Below are 15,239 nucleotides of genomic sequence, written 5' to 3'. Positions count from 1 at the left end.
TGGTCGAGCAGCACCACCAATGCAGCAATGGCGAAGGCCAGGGCTCGGGGCCTTCTCATGGTTCCACCAGTAGCAGCCGGCGCAGCAGCAGGGCCACCACGGCCACGGCACAGCAGAGCAGCAGCTGGGGGAGCAAGGGGGCGAGGCTGTAGCTGATCAGTAGGGGGCCCAGGGTGGCTCCCCAGCGGCCGGCCAGGGCACCCAGCAGGAGGTTGGCGAGGCCGCAGAGCTGCACCGTCGCCAGCCCCACCACCGCTGCCCCAAACAGGTTGACCAGGTCGTTCATGCCCGCCTGGCGGGCCAGCTTGCCGCTCAGCCAGGCGGCCGGGATGAAGCCAGCCAGGTAGCCGAAGCCTGGGTCGAGCAGGTAGGCGGTGCCCCCTCCGCCCTGGAACACCGGCAACTGGAACAGGCCCAGGCTCAGGTAGGCGACCGCCGCCAGCATGCCGCTGCGGGGGCCGCACACCAGGGCCGCAACCAGCAGGGCGGGCACCTGCAGGGTGATCGGCAGGTTTGCCAGCATCCAGCTGCCGTTGCCGGCGGGTAGGGGGGCGGCGGCCTGAATCAGCCCACCGACCAGGATCAGCAGCACACCGGCGATTGCGCCGCTCCAGGTGGCTAGGGCCCGCAAGTCATCCCCCGTGGTTGGGATCCATTTTGGGGGGTCACGCCATCGGCCTCGCTACCCTTAAACCAGCTTCTATGCCCATGGACCAGTTCGACTTGGGAGCAGGCGTGCAGCTCAGGGTCCAGCCCCGGTATCTCAAAACCGCTGACGCGATGCCGATGCTGCGTCCGCCCGACCTGGTGGATCCCGCCGAGGTGGGTGAGGTGACGGCGATCAAGGCCGGCAACCAACTGGCTGTTCGCTTCCGCCGGGGGATTTTTTTGTTTGAGAGGAGTCAGTTGAGATTGGTCAGCTAAAGACCGGTCAGCTGAAGACCGGCCAGCTTGGCTTTCACCGGTTTAGGGGATGGCTTTGCCAGGCCTGCTGGGCCGCAGCCAGGGCCTGGGCCGGACCACAGAGGCTGAGGGCCGGGGACCCCAGGTGCCGCCGAGCCACGGCCAGCAGGGTTTCGGCGTCGAGCCGCTCGGCCCTATCCAGGCACTCCGATACAAAGTGCTCGCCCAGGCCATGGCCGAGCACCAGGGCCTGGCGATCGGCGATCTGGCCGCAGGTCTGGCGCCCCATGGCGTCCTGGCCGCGGTATTTGGCTTTGGCCAGGGCCAGTTCGCCTTGGCTGAGTGGCGTTTCAAGCAGCCTTTGCCACTCCTCAAGCACTGCGGTGGTGGCTTCCCCCGCCCGCTCAGCAGAGGTGGAGAGGTGCCAGATGAAAGGTGTGGCGCCGCGCCGGGCCGGCAGGTGAACGCCCACGTCGTAGGCCAGGCCCCGCTCCTCACGTAGGGCCATAAACAGCCGGCTGGACATCCCCAGGCCGAGGTGGGCATGGAGCACCCTCAGGGCCAGGGCATCGGGATCGCCCAGGGGCACGGTGGCAACTCCGAGCAACAGCACCAGCTGTTCGGTGTCCTGTTCAAGCAGGGCGATGGGCCGGCCGCAGGCGGGGGCCAGCGGGCCCGGCTCGTAGCGCGGAGCGGCCGTGGCCCAGGGAAAGCGCCCCAGGGCCCCATCGAAGCTCTCGGCCAGCTGGGTGGGCAGATCCCCGCAGGCCACCAGCAGGGCGCCCTCAGCTCCTAGGGGCGCCACCAGCGCGGCAAGTTGGTCCCTCTGCAGTTCAGCCAACTCCTGCTCCACCCCCAGGGGGTCGTGGCCGTAGGGGCCGCCGCCGAACAGTTGCCCGCGCAGCTGGTCGTGGGCCAACTGGAAGGGATCCTCGCGCTGGCGTAGCAAGTTCTGCAGGTTGAGGTCCCTCTCCAGCTCAAATTGGTCCTGGCTCAGCCAGGGATCCCGCGCCATCGCCACCAAAAGGGGCAACAATTGCTCTGCGTCACTGCTGGCACATTTGAGGCTCAGCACCAGGCTGTCTTCACTGGCTTCGCAGCGCAGGGCCGCGCCTCGGCCCTCCACCAGATCGGCCAGGGCATCGGCGCCGTAGTCACCACAGCCCCTGGTCATCAACCCTGCCAGCAACTGGGCCGCTCCCCGCTGCCCCGGCTGATCGGCGCTGCTGCCGCCCCGAATCCAGAGCCGGCTGGCCACAATTTCCGGACCGGGCCGACGTTGCCAGACCAGGGGCAGCCCCCCCGCGAGCTCAGTGCTCTGCCAGCTGGCCAGTTGACTGGTCATGCCGGCACCGCTTCAAGTACGCAGGCCCGGCTTGGATCCAGTAGGGGCACGGCCTGGCTCAGCAGCTCCTGGCTGCTCCAGTTCTCGATTTCAGCTAGAGGCAGGGCAAGGGCCTGGTGCCGCCCCCAAAGCCGGTTGTTGCCGATCAGGCCGGCCAGTCCACCCGCGGCCTCCAGGCCAAAGCGATAGCCGTTGGCCACCAGGCGCTGGGCCCGCAGCCACTCCGGCTTGGTCAAGCCCTGCTCCTGGAGCTCTGCCCAAACCTGGGCGATGGCCCGGTGCACGGCGCCGAGTTCATCGGCTTCGCAGATCGCCTCCAGCAGGGCGAAGCTGCCGCTTTCCATCACGTGCAGGTCCAGATCGATGCTCTCGACAATGCGCAGTTGCTCCCGCAGCCGCTCCACCAGCCGGCTGCGCCGCCCCTCGGCCAGCACGGTAGTGAGTAGGTCTGCTCCCATCACGCCGTGGAGATCGCTGGCCGGGGGCAGGCCCCAGAGCATCAGCAGCCGGGCCGATTCCAGCCGGGGCACCGTGAGCCGGTGCAGCCCGGGCTGCACCACTAGGGCTGGCGGCGTCGCCGGTTCGTCGATCGCGCCCAGTTGGGCCAGGGCGCTCGCATCGATCCCTTCTTTGAGCTGCAGGAAGTCTGCGCCCCCACAGAGGGCCAGTACGCAGCGATTGGCGCCGTAGAGACGCCGGTGGAAATCGGCCATGGCTTCGGGCGTCTGGGCGGCAAGCAGCTCGCGGCGCCCCAGGATCGGTTCGCCGTAGGCATGGCCCGGACAGCCCAGCCGGAGCAGCTGTTGCAGGGCGATTTCGTCGGGCTGGTCCTCGCTTTGGGCCAGCTCCTCCAGCACCACCTGGCGCTCCATTGCAAAGGCCCTGGGTTCGAGGCTGGGATGGAGCACCAGATCCAGCAGCAGCTCCAGGGCCTGGGCTGCCGACTCTGGGGGCACCAGCACGTGGTAGTGCACGTCATCGAAGCCCGTGGCGGCATTGCTGCTCCCGCCCATCGCCTCAATTTTGAGGTCAAATTCGCCGGGGCCAAGCCGCTGGCTGCCCTTGAAAACCATGTGCTCGAGAAAGTGGGCCAGACCGCTTTCCGGAGCTTTCTCAAAGATGCTGCCGGCCCGGCACCAGAAGTCGAGACACACCAGGGGAGAATCGGCTAGCGGCAGCTGGACAAGCGTGGCCCCATTGGCCAGCTGGAGTTCAGTGGGCTCGGCCAGGCCTGGCAACTTGGGGGCAGTCGGGGCCGATGTCAAGGCTCAGATGCGTGGCAGGATCTGCATTCTGCTGGCTGCCATCTCCCCTTGAGTTCCGCTGCCCCATCCCGTCAGGATCCAGCCATTCCCAGCCCCGGGGAGATCCACCCCCTGGTGGATCGCCTGGCAGGGCTGATCCGCCAGGCCTGGCTGGAACTGCCCGAGCTGGCCCCCCTGGCGGTCAACCCCGAACTTGAGGCCATCAGCGGCAGTCTTGATGGGGAGGCCCTGTTTATCCGCAATGAATTGCGCCAGTGCCGCGGCCTGCGCAAGCTGCACCTGGAGACGGCCCGGCTCGGCAATGGTTTGCAGATCCTGCACTGCGTGCTCTTCCCCGATCCGCGTTTTGATCTGCCCATCTTCGGTGCAGACATCGTGGCTGGCCCGGCCGGAGTTTCCGCCGCCATCGTCGATCTCTCCCCGGTGGGGCCAGCCCTGCCGGCTGGCATCAGCGCCGCCCTCGCCTCCCGGCCCCGGGTTGGCTTCAGCCAGGAGCGAGAACTGCCTGGCTGGGGGTCGATTTTCTCCTCCTTTGTGCGCTTTGTGCGCCCCACCAGCCCGGTGGAGGAAACCGCCTTTCTCGCGGAGGTCTCAGGCCTGCTGGAGGTGTTGACGGCGGCAATCAATTCGGCTAACGCCGAGCCGCCGCAGCATCCGGCTACGGTTGAGCGATGGCAGGGCCAGCTCCACTATTGCAAGCAGCAGAAACAAAACGACAAAACCCGCAGGGTGCTGGAGAAGGCCTTCAACCCAGCCTGGGCAGACCGCTACATCGAGGAACTGCTCTTCGACGATCCGCCGGCTCCGTGAAAAAGGCGCTCCGGGCCGTGCCCAGCTGGGCCTGGTGGCTTGGCGGCGGGGTCTTGCTGCTGTTGCTGGTGGTGGGCATCAGCCGCCAGCAGCGCCCTGCCCTGGTCACCCCCCCGGCCGTTCCCGTCCAGCCTGGCCGGCCAGAGGCGGTGGCCGCCCTCGGCCGCCTCGAACCCGACGGCGATGTGCGCGTGCTGGCCGCGCCGATCAGTGGCGTTGGCGGCAGTCCGCGGATCAGCCAGTTGCTGGTGGAGGAGGGCGATGAGGTGCGCCAGGGCCAGTTGCTGGCCAGCTTCGATTCGGGCCCCAGCCTGCGGGCCCAGCAGGGGTTGCTTGCCGCCCGAATTGGCAATCTCGACCAGCGCCTGGCGGTGCAGACCCGAGACATCCACCGCTATCGCAGCCTGAGCCGCTCCGGGGCCATACCCAGCGGCGAATTGGACACCCGGGAAACGGCCCTGCTCGCCCTCCAGGGGGAGCGCCGGGAGGCCTGGTTGGAGCTGCAGAAGGTTCATAGAGAACTCGAGCTCACCGAGCTGCGAGCCCCCATCGGCGGCACCGTACTGAAGTTGCACGCCCGGGTGGGGGAGCGGCCTGGGGACAGCGGCGTGCTCGAGCTTGGGGCCAGCAGCCGGATGCAGGCCCTGGTTGAGGTTTACGAAAGTGATGTGGGCCGGGTGCGTCCCGGCCAGCCGGTCGCCCTGATCAGCGAAAACGGGGGTTTCCAGGGCGAGCTCCAGGGTCGGGTGATCCGGATCAGTCCCCAGGTGAGGCAACGCAGCCTGCTCTCCACCGACCCCACCGGCGACGCCGATGCCCGCATTGTCGAGGTGCGGGTGGCCCTTGCCCCAGCCGATAGCCAGCGGGTGCGTGCCCTGACGGGCCTGAAGGTGATTGCCCGCCTCGGGGCCGGCAGCTCTCCGCCAGGTCGCTGATGTTTGCCCGCCTGTGGCAGGGCCGCCGCATCCCCTTGGCCTGGTTGTTGCTCACCCGTCAGCCGATGCGCCTGCTGGTGGCCCTGGCCGGCATTGCCTTTGCCGGCATCTTGATGTTCATGCAGCTGGGCTTCCGCGACGGCCTCTTCGATGCCAGCGTGACAATCCATCGCCTGCTCGATGCCGATCTGGTGCTGATCAGCCCCCGCTCCAGCAGCTCGGTGAGCATGGCTGGTTTTCCCCGGCGCCGGCTGGTGCAGGCCATGGCCGATCCCGCCGTGGTTGGCATCACGCCGGTGCATTGGAACCTGCTGCTCTGGCGCAATCCTGAAAACCGCGCCACCCGTTCAATTCTCACCCTGGGCTTTGAGCCAGCCGACCCCCTGTTCACCGATCCTTCCCTGGCCCGCAAGGCGAAGTTGCTGCAAGACCGGGGTCGGGTGCTGTTCGACGAGCTCTCCCGGCCCGAATTCGGCCCGGTGGCCGCTTGGTTCCGCTCCGGGCGCACCGTGGAAAGTGAAATCAGTGGTCAGCGGGTGCGGGTGGCGGGCCTGGTGGCGCTTGGCACCTCCTTCGGCGCCGACGGCAACCTGCTCACCAGCCACGAAACCTACCTGCGCCTGTTGCCCAACACACCGCCCGGCAGCATTGAGGTGGGCCTGATCCGGCTTACGCCCGGCTCAGATCCGGTTGAAGTGGCGGCTCGGCTCAAACGGCGGCTGCCCGCCGACGTCACCGTGCTCACCAAGGACGGCTTCATTGCCTTTGAGCAGGATTACTGGCGCTCCAGCACCTCGATCGGCTTCATCTTCACCCTCGGCGCCGCCATGGGCTTTGTGGTGGGCTGCGTGATCGTCTACCAGATCCTCTATTCAGATGTGAGTGACCACCTGCCCGAATACGCCACCTTGATGGCCATGGGCTACCGGCTGACCAGCCTGCTTGGGGTGGTGGCGCGCGAGGGCCTGCTGCTGGCCACCTTCGGCTACCTGCCGGCCTACGCGGCCGGTCAGGGGCTCTACCTGGTGGTGCGCAACGCCACCCAGCTGCCGGTGACGATGGACACCACCAGGGCACTCACCGTTTTCATCATGATCCTGGTGATGTGTATGGGTTCGGCCCTGCTGGCCATGCGCAAGCTGGCCGATGCGGATCCGGCGGAGATCTTCTGATGGCCCCGATGCTGCGCCTCTGCGCTCTGAAGCATCACTTCGGCAGCGGCGCCATGCGTCGCCAGGTGCTTATTGATATCAGTCTCAGCGTTGAGGCCGGGGAGGTGGTCCTGCTGACGGGGCCCTCCGGCTGCGGCAAGACCACCCTGCTGACCTTGATCGGTGCCCTGCGCCAGGTTCAGGAGGGTTCGGTGCAGGTGTTCGGCGAGGAGTTGCGGGGCGCCAGCGCTGCCGTCAGGCTGCGCCTGCGCCGTCGCATCGGCATGATCATCCAGGGTCACAACCTGCTGCGCTGCCTGAGCGCCGAGCAGAACGTGCAGATGGGCGCCGACCTACTTGAGGGCCTCAGCTATCGGGCCCGGCGCGACCGCTCCCGCGAATGGCTGCGCGCCGTCGGCCTCCAGGACCACCTGGACAAATTGCCCCACGACCTCTCCGGGGGCCAGAAGCAGCGGGTTGCCATCGCCCGGGCCCTGGCGGCCAGGCCCCAGCTGCTGCTGGCGGATGAACCGACTGCCTCGCTCGATTCCCGCACCGGCCGCGAGGTGGTGGAGCTGCTCAAGGGCCTGGCCAAGGACCAGGGCTGCGGCGTGCTGATGGTCACCCACGATCCCCGCATTCTCGATGTGGCCGACCGCCTGGTGCAGATGGAGGATGGCCGGCTCAGCCAGGGGGCCTATGCGATTGATTAGGATTGTGAACTGACCCACCCCAGGTTGCCTCCCGCATGTCCAAGCGCAGAAATCTCAAGAAGGAAAAGCAGGAGCGCAACCGCGCCTACGCCCGCAAGTTCAAGAAGCGCAAGCTGCGCAACGACGGCCGGGGCGAGGGCGCCGGTAATGGCGTGACCGGCACCGCCAACAACGGTGGCGCCGCTGATTGATCAGCGCCTCTAGCGCCTTGCTTGGGGGATCCGCAGGGATCCCTTTTTTCTTGTTCAGCCCTCCAGGCGACCCATGTTCCTGAGCGTCGTCATCCCCACCTACAACCGGCTGCCGATCCTGCGCAAGTGTCTGCTGGCCCTGGAAGATCAGCAGCTGGCCGCCCCAATCAGCGGCTATGAGGTGGTGTTGGTGGACGACGGCTCCACCGATGCCACCTTGGGCTGGCTGGCTGAGCACGCAGCCGAGCTGCCCCACCTACGGCTGATCAGGCAGGAGCATGGGGGCCCCGCTGCAGCCCGCAACCGGGGGGTGCAAGGGGCAAGGGGCGATGTGATTGTCTTCATCGACAGCGATCTGGTGGTCACCCCCAGCTTCCTGAGTTGCCATGCCCAGGCCCTGCAACGCCACTGGAGCCGGCCCGGTCATCGCCCCTGCTTCACCTACGGCGCAGTGATCAACACGGCCAACTTTGACCATCCCACCGGCGAGCCCCACAAGCTGCGCGATCTCTCCTTCGCCTATTTCGCCACGGGCAACGTGGCCATTGAGCGCCAGCTGCTGGAGCGGGCGGGCCTGTTCGACACCCGCTTCCGGCTCTACGGCTGGGAAGACCTCGAACTCGGTGAACGGCTGCGCCGGCTGGGCGTTGTGCTGGTGCGCTGCCCCGAGGCGGTGGGCTACCACTGGCATCCGGCCCTGCGGCTGGAGCAGATTCCCGATTTGATTCGGGTGGAGCGGGAGCGGGCGAAAATGGGCCTGGTGTTTTTCCTCAAGCACCCCACCCTGCGGGTGAGATTCATCGTCCAGTACACCTGGTTGCATCTGCTGCTCTGGGAGCTTCTCACCCTGGGGGGCCTGCTCAACGAGCGCAGTTTGAGGCCCCTGCTCGCCTGGCTTATCCGCGGCGGCCAGGCCGCCATGGCGATGGAATTGCTGCGACTGCCACTCAACCGCCTCGGGGTCAGGAGCCTGTTTGCTGAGGCCCGGATCCTCGCTGCCACCAAGGTTCAAAGCAGCCCGATTTGATAGGGTGATCAAGTTCCAATCACTCCGCACACCTGCGTGTTTCGGGTGATCCGAGCGAGTTCTCCCATCGGCGATCCGTGCCGGTTGGACAGCTTCGGATCCCTGGCAGGTGGAGGCAAACCCGAAACCCCCCACACCCCACCATGGCTGTCGTCACTCTCTCCGAAATGATGGAGGCGGGCGCCCACTTCGGGCACCAGACCCGTCGCTGGAACCCGAAGATGTCGCGCTACATCTATTGCGCGCGCAACGGCGTACACATCATCGATCTTGTGCAGACAGCCGTCTGCATGAACAACGCCTACAAATGGACCCGCAGCGCCGCCCGCAGTGGCAAACGCTTCCTGTTCGTCGGCACCAAGAAGCAGGCCTCCGAGGTGATCGCCATCGAGGCCACCCGCTGCGGAGCCTCCTACGTCAACCAGCGCTGGCTGGGCGGCATGCTCACCAATTGGACCACCATGCGGGCCCGCATCGACCGTCTCAAAGACCTGGAGCGGATGGAGAGCTCAGGCGCCATTGCCCTGCGCCCCAAGAAGGAAGCGGCCGTGCTGCGACGCGAGCTGGAGCGGCTCCAGAAATATCTCGGCGGCCTCAAAAACATGCGCCGCCTGCCCGACGTGGTGGTGCTGGTGGATCAGCGCCGGGAGACCAACGCCGTGCTCGAGGCGCGTAAATTGGATATTCCCCTGGTGTCGATGCTTGACACCAACTGCGACCCCGATCTCTGCGACGTGCCAATTCCCTGCAACGACGACGCCGTGCGCTCGGTGCAGCTGGTGCTCGGGCGGCTAGCTGATGCGATCAACGAAGGTCGTCAGGGTGCCCATGACCAGGGCCGTGAAGAGGAGGGCTGATCCCTCCAACCCCCTATCTATTTTTTCCGTTCCCCATCCCCCCATGGCTGAGATTTCGGCAAAGCTCGTCAAGGAACTGCGCGACCAAACCGGCGCAGGAATGATGGACTGCAAGAAGGCCCTCACGGAATGCTCCGGCGATACCTCCAAGGCCGTCGAATGGTTGCGCCAGAAAGGCATTGCCACCGCTGAGAAGAAGTCGGGTCGCGTTGCGGCCGAAGGTGCCATCGGCAGTTACATCCACACCGGCGCCCGCGTCGGTGTGCTGGTGGAGGTCAACTGCGAAACCGACTTCGTCGCCCGGGGCGAAGGCTTCCAGGAGCTGCTGCGCAATGTGGCCATGCAGATTGCCGCCTGCCCGAGCGTGGAATACGTGAGCGTGGACCAGATCCCCGCGGCGGTTTCCGATCGTGAGAAGGCCATTGAGATGGGCCGCGATGACCTGGCGGGCAAGCCAGACCAGATGAAGGTCAAGATCGTTGAGGGTCGCATTGGCAAACGACTCAAGGAACTGGCCCTGCTCGACCAACCCTTCATTAAGGACAGTTCCGTCACCGTGGCCGAAATGGTGAAGCAGGTGGCCGGCAAGGTGGGCGAAAACATCCAGGTGCGTCGCTTCAACCGCTTCACCCTTGGCGAGGGCATTGAGGTGGAGAAAGCTGATTTCGCCGCTGAGGTGGCAGCGATGTCCCAGGCCAGCTGAGCGGGCGCTCCTTGCTGGTTCTGGAGGCCGCAGCTCGCCAGCTCAAGGAGCTGGAGAGTCAGCTGCTGGCATCCAATCCGAAGCTGGAAAACCACCTGGCCCTCTACCTCCAGGTGCTGCGAGATGGCCTGCTGGCGGCGGTCCAGCAGGCCTGCTTCCATCTGGCAACCCAGGTCTACCCCGATCGCTACGGCGGCCTGGACCAGTCCAGCCGCCAGTTGCTGCACCGTCGGCTTGTCCAGCTGGTGCAACGCACCAACGGCCTGCTCAGCTTGGAGCGGGTCGTGGGTCACGCCGCCCAGATCGCCCGGCAGCAGCAACGGGAGCGGCGCAGCCAGCGGCGCCGGGTGCTCGACTCAATCGCCGAGTTCGGGGCCGAGCAGGAGGAAGGGCCAGAGAAAGCACCAGAGAAATGGCCCGAAGAAGGGCCAGAGGGCTCGGTCCACCTGGGTATGGCCTTGCCGATAGCCTCAGATTTCCTTACCCCCCGGGGTGAGCGCCCCCAGTCAGCTGGGCCCGCCGAATCCGATGGGGAGGGCGATGGCGATAGCGATGGAGATAGGGATGGCGATGGGGAAAGCGATCGGCATGGCGGTCAGGATTCCATGCTTTCGGTTTTGGCCGAGGCCTTCCAGGATTGGCAGGGCAAGGTCTCTCCCTCATCTCCAAGCCCATGGGATGGGGAGGGGCTGCCAACCACCCCAGATCAGCTTTTGGCCTGGATCGGTGGTTTCGAGCTGGCCCTCAGTCGTCGCCTTCGCAACCTCTCCCATGCCCTCAATGGGGAGCTGCTGCGGCTTGGCATCAGCCGCACCGTGGTGCCGTTGAACCTGCTGGATGCTGCTCTCGCCGGTGAGCTTGAGCTGGTGGAAGCTCCAGCCAACCTGTTGCGCTTGCCGCTGCCCCTGGGAATGGAACCCGACCTCGGTCGCATTGAGGCCATGGCGGTTTTGCTGCGGCCGGCGGATCTCGAACTCGAGCTCGCCAAACTGCGCACCTGCCGCACCCGGATCCAGCAGCATGTCCAGGAGGTGCGCAGAATGGCTCAGCACTATCGCCGCATCCAGCGGCGCGTTCAGGCGCTCGAGGCGGAACAGTTGTGGCTGCAGGACATCAACCCAGCCCCGCCAGCGCCGAGCCTGCCGCCCTAGAGCCCTGGCTGCAGCCCCTGCAGCAGGCGTTGGGGCTGGAGGCCGCCCGGGGCTTTGCCAACCTCAAGGGGCGGCAGAGCTGCTTCAGTGCCTTCCTGGCCCAGCAGTTGCAGCAGGGGCCCCAGGGGCTGCCGGCGGCGGAGCTGGAGCGGGTGCTTGCCCTGCGCGAGGGTTTCCTCCGCTATGACGAGCTCTCCCTAGCCAGACGCCAGTCGCTGGTGCGCCAATGCCGGGAGCGCCTGCATGCCCTGCGCCAGGCCCATCGCCCCGTGCTGGCCGTGGCCCCACCCCGGTTGCGGCTGGTGCCAGCCTGCCAGCCAGCCGGCCAGCCAAGCGCTAAGGCTGGGGCCGTCAGGAATTTCAATGCTGATACCCCCCTCGCCGAGATCCCCGGGGTCGGCCCCAAGACGGCCAGCCGGCTGGCCCAGCTGGGCCTGCTGCTGGCACGCGACCTCCTTCACTACTACCCCCGCGACTACCTCGACTACGCCAATTTGGTGCGGATCGCTGGCCTGGAGCCCGGGCGCACCGCCACGATCGTGGCCACGGTGCGCCGCAGCCACGCCTTTGCCAGCCCCCGCAATCCCAACCTCTCGATTCTGGAGTTGCAACTTGTCGACTGCACCGGTCGTATCCGGGTCAGCCGTTTTTTTGCCGGCCAGCGTTTTTCGAGCCCCGGCTGGCTGAAAACCCAGCAGCGCCAGTATCCCCTCGGGGCCACCGTCGCCGTCAGTGGGCTGGTCAAGGAAACTGCCTACGGCCCGGCATTTCAGGATCCCCTGATCGAGGTGCTGGAGTCGGCCCAGGCGCCGGTGCGCTCAGGCGCCATCGGCCGGATGCTGCCCGTCTATGGACTCACTGAGGGCCTGGGGGCCGACCGTCTGCGCCAGGTGGTGGCAGCGGTGCTGCCCTTGCTGCGGGATTGGCCTGACCCCCTGCCGGAGTCGATCCGCCGCAGCCAGGGGCTCATAGGCCGTGCCGATGCCCTCACCCAGATCCATGCCCCGGCCAACCAGGAGCAGCTGCAGGCCAGCCGGCGCCGGTTGGTGTTTGACGAATTCCTGCTGCTCCAGCTCTCTCTGGCCCAGCGCCGCCACCAGCTCCGTCAGCGCCAGGCCCCACCCCTGCTGTTGCTGCCCGGTGGGGAGGGTTTGGTGGAGCGTTTCCTTGCCATCCTGCCCTTTGCGCTGACGCAGGCCCAGGAGCGGGTATTGGCCGAAATCCGGGCCGACCTGGCCCGCCCCCAGCCGATGGCCCGCCTGGTGCAGGGCGATGTGGGCAGCGGTAAGACCGTCGTCGCCCTGGCCTCCCTGCTCTGCGCCATCGAGGCCGGTTGTCAGGGGGCCCTGATGGCCCCGACCGAGGTGCTGGCCGAGCAGCACTACCGCAAGCTGGGTGAGTGGCTGCCCCAGCTCCATGTCAGCTCGGCCCTGCTCACCGGCTCAACCCCCGCCCCCCGGCGCCGGGCCCTGCTACAAGACCTGGCCAATGGCCAGCTGCAATTGCTGGTGGGTACCCACGCCCTGCTGGAAGACCCGGTGCAGTTCGACCGCCTGGGGCTGGTGGTGGTGGATGAACAGCATCGCTTTGGCGTCCGCCAGCGCAATCGTCTGCTGGCCAAGGGGCTCCAGCCCCACCTGCTGACGATGACGGCCACGCCGATCCCCCGCACCCTGGCCCTCTCGGTGCATGGCGACCTCGACGTCAGCCAGATCGATGGTCTGCCTCCCGGGCGCCAGCCGATCCGCACCCTCCTGCTCAAGGGCAGCCAGCGGCAGCGGGCCTATGGGTTGATCCGGGAACAGGTGGCCCTGGGCCAACGGGCCTATGTGGTGCTGCCCCTAGTGGAAGAATCGGAAAAACTCGACCTGCGCTCGGCCGTGGAGGTCTATCACCAGCTCAAGGAAGAGGTATTTACCGAATTGCGGGTCGGCCTCCTGCATGGTCGGCTCAACAGCGCCGACAAGCAGGCTGCCATCGCCGCCTTTGCCGCCGGTGACACCCAGGTGCTGGTGAGCACCACGGTGGTGGAGGTAGGTGTGGATGTTCCCGAGGCCAGCGTGATGCTGATCGACCATGCCGAGCGCTTCGGCCTGGCCCAGTTGCACCAGCTGCGTGGCCGGGTGGGCCGGGGGGCGGCCGCCTCCCACTGTCTGCTGATCAACGACAGCAGTAACCTGCTGGCCCGCCAGCGGCTGGAACTGCTGGTGCGCTCCAGCGACGGCTTTGAGATTGCCGAGATGGACCTGCGCCTGCGGGGGCCGGGCCAGGTGCTGGGAACCCGTCAGTCGGGCTTGCCCGATCTCGCCCTGGCCAGCCTCACCGACGATGGCGAGGTGCTGGAACGGGCCCGGGCCGTGGCCCAGGAAATCACCCAGGCCGATCCCAACCTGCAGGCCCATCCGGGTCTGGTCCAGGCCCTGGCCGAGCAACGGCGCCGTCAGATGGACCAGGCCGCCCGCCTCAATTGACCGCCCAATCGACCGCCATGCCCCTGCGTCCCTGGAGCCCGATTCCGATCCACGACTGCGGTGAGCCGCTGCAGCCCATAGCTGGGGCCCTGTGGCGGCTGGAACCCCATCCCTACCTGGCCCTGGGGGCGCCCTACGGCTCCGATGGCAATCCCTTTTTGCTGCGCAGCGGGGTGGTGGATCGGTTGCTCCTGGCGCAGCAGGCCCTGCAGCTGGACCACCCAGAACTGCGCCTAGCCATCTTTGATGGCTGGCGACCCCTGGCAGTGCAGCGCTTTATGGTGCGCCACGCCCTGGTGGGTGAATGCCGCCGCCTCGGCGTTGATCCCGATGCCGATTCGCCAGAGCGGGCCCTTGTGGCCACTGAAGTGGGGCGTTTCTGGGCTCCCCCGAGTGGGGATCCCGCCACGCCGCCCCCCCACAGCACTGGAGCGGCGGTGGACCTCACCCTGGCCGATGGCAGCGGAGCGCCCCTGCCCATGGGTGGCGACATCGATGCAATCGGGCCAATATCAGAGCCAGCCTTCCATGCCGCGGCAGCCCGGCTAGATCCGGGCGGGGAGGCGGCTCGCTGGCACCGGCACCGGCACTGGCTGGCCGAGGCGATGGCTGCAGGGGGCTTTGTCCAGCATCCCAACGAGTGGTGGCACTTCAGCTGGGGAGACCAGCTGTGGGCCTGGCGCAGTGGTGCCAGCCAGGCCCGCTACGGCCGGGTGGACAAAGAGGAGGGGGCGGAACTTTGAAGCCCGGCAGCTAACCAGGTCTCAACGGCCGGGCGGCCACTCTCGGTTACGAAATCACCCAGGCTGCTGCGCCCGCCGGCCCCTTGCCAGGCCTGCAGTAGGGGCTCCAGGGTGACCTCCAGATCGGCCAGCGCCATTTTTTCAAGGTAGGGCTCCGCCAGACGGCTGAGGTTGGGGGTGCCACCGAGCCACAGTTGGTATTGGTCGACTCCGCTGCCCACCAGGCCGATCTCGGCCATGTATGGGCGGGCACAGCCATTGGGGCAGCCGGTCATGCGCACTAGCACCGACTTGGAGATGCCATTGCGCTGCAGCAGGGTGTCGAGTCGCTCCAGCACCGCTGGAAGAATCCGCTCTGCCTCGGTCACTGCCAGGCCGCAGAGGGGCAGAGCAGGACAGGCTAGGGCGTGACGCGCCAGGGGGGCGGTCTGTTCAGGAGCTTCGTAACCCAGAGCCGCCAGGGCCTCGCGCACGCTTGAGCGCTGGGCCGTGCCGATGTTGCAGAGCAGCACGTCCTGGTTTGGGGTGAGCCGCACCTCGAGTTTGTAGGTGGCCACCAGCTGGCGCAGGCCGGCTTTGAGCTCGCCGGCCAGCCGCCCGCTGAGTACCGGCAAGCCGACAAACCAAAGGCCCTTGGACTGGCGGTGCCAGCCGAGGTAATCCTCGAGCTTGCCCTTGGGCTCAGGCCGCAGGGCCTTGATCGGATGGCCGAAATAGCTGGCCTGGAGCTCCTGCTTGAACCAGGCCACGCCACGGTCGTGGATCAGATACTTCATCCGGGCATGGCGCCGCTGCTCCCGGTCACCGTGGTCGCGCTGCAGGGCCAGGATCGACTGCACCAGATCGAGCAGATGTTCGCTGGCTACGTAGCCGAGGGGGTCGGCCGTGCGGGCGAAGGTTTCCTCCTTGTTGTGGGTGCGGCCCATGCCACCGCCCACGTAGACGTTGCAGCCCTTGGCTCTGCCTTGGGGATC

15 protein-coding genes and 1 pseudogene are annotated in these 15,239 nt (G+C 66.9%); 12 read left to right on the top strand and 4 right to left on the bottom strand.

Annotated elements, in window-relative coordinates:
* Nucleotides 1–55: 55 nt before the first annotated feature.
* Nucleotides 56–631 carry a biotin transporter BioY gene (locus tag KBZ15_RS06355; RefSeq protein ID WP_255014305.1) on the bottom strand — a complete coding sequence of 192 codons (576 nt, stop codon included), beginning with the start codon at nucleotides 629–631 and terminating at the stop codon, nucleotides 56–58.
* Between the two features lie 77 nt (nucleotides 632–708).
* Between KBZ15_RS06355 and KBZ15_RS06350 the strand changes: the two genes are divergently transcribed.
* Nucleotides 709–924, top strand: coding sequence for an NAD(P)H dehydrogenase assembly family protein (locus tag KBZ15_RS06350; protein ID WP_255014303.1), 216 nt, complete (start codon nucleotides 709–711; stop codon nucleotides 922–924).
* Nucleotides 925–958: 34 nt separating this feature from the next.
* Here KBZ15_RS06350 and KBZ15_RS06345 read toward each other — a convergent pair whose 3' ends face one another.
* Together KBZ15_RS06345 and KBZ15_RS06340 are read right to left on the bottom strand one after the other, a co-directional pair.
* Entirely contained in the window at nucleotides 959–2,248 is a 1,290-nt protein-coding gene (locus tag KBZ15_RS06345; protein WP_255014300.1) for a pitrilysin family protein, read from the bottom strand.
* Nucleotides 2,245–3,513: a pitrilysin family protein gene (locus KBZ15_RS06340; RefSeq protein WP_255014299.1), complete on the bottom strand. Its 1,269-nt coding sequence runs from the start codon at nucleotides 3,511–3,513 to the stop codon at nucleotides 2,245–2,247. Before KBZ15_RS06340 ends, KBZ15_RS06345 begins: the two co-directional genes overlap by 4 nt.
* Nucleotides 3,514–3,561: 48 nt before the next feature.
* Between KBZ15_RS06340 and KBZ15_RS06335 the strand changes: the two genes are divergently transcribed.
* The 11 genes from KBZ15_RS06335 to KBZ15_RS06285 all read left to right on the top strand — a co-directional run bounded on the left by KBZ15_RS06335 (nucleotide 3,562) and on the right by KBZ15_RS06285 (nucleotide 14,265).
* A complete protein-coding gene (locus KBZ15_RS06335) occupies nucleotides 3,562–4,323 on the top strand; it encodes a phycocyanobilin:ferredoxin oxidoreductase (RefSeq protein WP_255014297.1) in 762 nt (253 codons plus the stop codon).
* Nucleotides 4,320–5,258, top strand: coding sequence for an efflux RND transporter periplasmic adaptor subunit (locus KBZ15_RS06330; protein ID WP_255014295.1), 939 nt, complete (start codon nucleotides 4,320–4,322; stop codon nucleotides 5,256–5,258). Before KBZ15_RS06335 ends, KBZ15_RS06330 begins: the two co-directional genes overlap by 4 nt.
* Nucleotides 5,258–6,430 carry an ABC transporter permease DevC gene (gene devC, locus KBZ15_RS06325; RefSeq protein ID WP_255014293.1) on the top strand — a complete coding sequence of 391 codons (1,173 nt, stop codon included), beginning with the start codon at nucleotides 5,258–5,260 and terminating at the stop codon, nucleotides 6,428–6,430. Before KBZ15_RS06330 ends, devC begins: the two co-directional genes overlap by 1 nt.
* The gene (locus KBZ15_RS06320) at nucleotides 6,430–7,122 is read left to right on the top strand and encodes an ATP-binding cassette domain-containing protein (RefSeq protein WP_255014290.1); all 693 of its coding nucleotides are present in this window, start codon (nucleotides 6,430–6,432) and stop codon (nucleotides 7,120–7,122) included. The genes devC and KBZ15_RS06320 overlap by 1 nt, the downstream gene beginning before the upstream one ends.
* 35 nt (nucleotides 7,123–7,157) lie before the next feature.
* On the top strand, nucleotides 7,158–7,313 hold the full coding sequence (locus KBZ15_RS06315; protein WP_011293689.1) for a hypothetical protein: 156 nt from the start codon (nucleotides 7,158–7,160) through the stop codon (nucleotides 7,311–7,313).
* Between the two features lie 73 nt (nucleotides 7,314–7,386).
* Entirely contained in the window at nucleotides 7,387–8,340 is a 954-nt protein-coding gene (locus KBZ15_RS06310; protein WP_255014288.1) for a glycosyltransferase family 2 protein, read from the top strand.
* A gap of 143 nt (nucleotides 8,341–8,483) precedes the next feature.
* On the top strand, nucleotides 8,484–9,197 hold the full coding sequence (gene rpsB, locus KBZ15_RS06305; protein WP_255014286.1) for a 30S ribosomal protein S2: 714 nt from the start codon (nucleotides 8,484–8,486) through the stop codon (nucleotides 9,195–9,197).
* 43 nt (nucleotides 9,198–9,240) lie between these two features.
* Entirely contained in the window at nucleotides 9,241–9,900 is a 660-nt protein-coding gene (tsf, locus tag KBZ15_RS06300) for a translation elongation factor Ts (RefSeq protein WP_254930154.1), read from the top strand.
* A gap of 11 nt (nucleotides 9,901–9,911) precedes the next feature.
* Nucleotides 9,912–11,051, top strand: coding sequence for a hypothetical protein (locus KBZ15_RS06295; RefSeq protein WP_255014284.1), 1,140 nt, complete (start codon nucleotides 9,912–9,914; stop codon nucleotides 11,049–11,051).
* On the top strand, nucleotides 11,000–13,522 hold the full coding sequence (gene recG, locus KBZ15_RS06290; RefSeq protein WP_255014283.1) for an ATP-dependent DNA helicase RecG: 2,523 nt from the start codon (nucleotides 11,000–11,002) through the stop codon (nucleotides 13,520–13,522). The genes KBZ15_RS06295 and recG overlap by 52 nt, the downstream gene beginning before the upstream one ends.
* Before the next feature lie 17 nt (nucleotides 13,523–13,539).
* Nucleotides 13,540–14,265, top strand: coding sequence for a M15 family metallopeptidase (locus tag KBZ15_RS06285; RefSeq protein WP_255014308.1), 726 nt, complete (start codon nucleotides 13,540–13,542; stop codon nucleotides 14,263–14,265).
* On the opposite strand, the pseudogene KBZ15_RS06280 reads toward KBZ15_RS06285, so the two are convergent.
* Nucleotides 14,226–15,239 (bottom strand): annotated as a pseudogene (locus tag KBZ15_RS06280) (sulfite reductase, ferredoxin dependent); the annotation flags it as partial. The gene KBZ15_RS06285 and the pseudogene KBZ15_RS06280 sit on opposite strands and share 40 nt — an antisense overlap.

Origin of the sequence: Cyanobium sp. BA20m-p-22, assembly GCF_024346275.1 — a bacterium.
Taxonomy (GTDB): Bacteria; Cyanobacteriota; Cyanobacteriia; order PCC-6307; family Cyanobiaceae; genus Cyanobium_A.
The sequence above is the reverse complement of the archived record's forward strand: the minus strand, read 5'-3'. Positions and strand labels throughout refer to the sequence as shown.

What these genes read in the sequence shown, in the direction of transcription:
- KBZ15_RS06350 (WP_255014303.1), top strand. Translation starts at nt 709, where the DNA reads ATGGACCAGTTCGACTTGGGAGCAGGCGTGCAGCTCAGGGTCCAGCCC.
- KBZ15_RS06345 (WP_255014300.1), bottom strand. Translation starts at nt 2,248, where the DNA reads ATGACCAGTCAACTGGCCAGCTGGCAGAGCACTGAGCTCGCGGGGGGG.
- devC (WP_255014293.1), top strand. Translation starts at nt 5,258, where the DNA reads ATGTTTGCCCGCCTGTGGCAGGGCCGCCGCATCCCCTTGGCCTGGTTG.
- KBZ15_RS06320 (WP_255014290.1), top strand. Translation starts at nt 6,430, where the DNA reads ATGGCCCCGATGCTGCGCCTCTGCGCTCTGAAGCATCACTTCGGCAGC.
- KBZ15_RS06315 (WP_011293689.1), top strand. Translation starts at nt 7,158, where the DNA reads ATGTCCAAGCGCAGAAATCTCAAGAAGGAAAAGCAGGAGCGCAACCGC.
- KBZ15_RS06310 (WP_255014288.1), top strand. Translation starts at nt 7,387, where the DNA reads ATGTTCCTGAGCGTCGTCATCCCCACCTACAACCGGCTGCCGATCCTG.
- rpsB (WP_255014286.1), top strand. Translation starts at nt 8,484, where the DNA reads ATGGCTGTCGTCACTCTCTCCGAAATGATGGAGGCGGGCGCCCACTTC.
- tsf (WP_254930154.1), top strand. Translation starts at nt 9,241, where the DNA reads ATGGCTGAGATTTCGGCAAAGCTCGTCAAGGAACTGCGCGACCAAACC.
- KBZ15_RS06285 (WP_255014308.1), top strand. Translation starts at nt 13,540, where the DNA reads ATGCCCCTGCGTCCCTGGAGCCCGATTCCGATCCACGACTGCGGTGAG.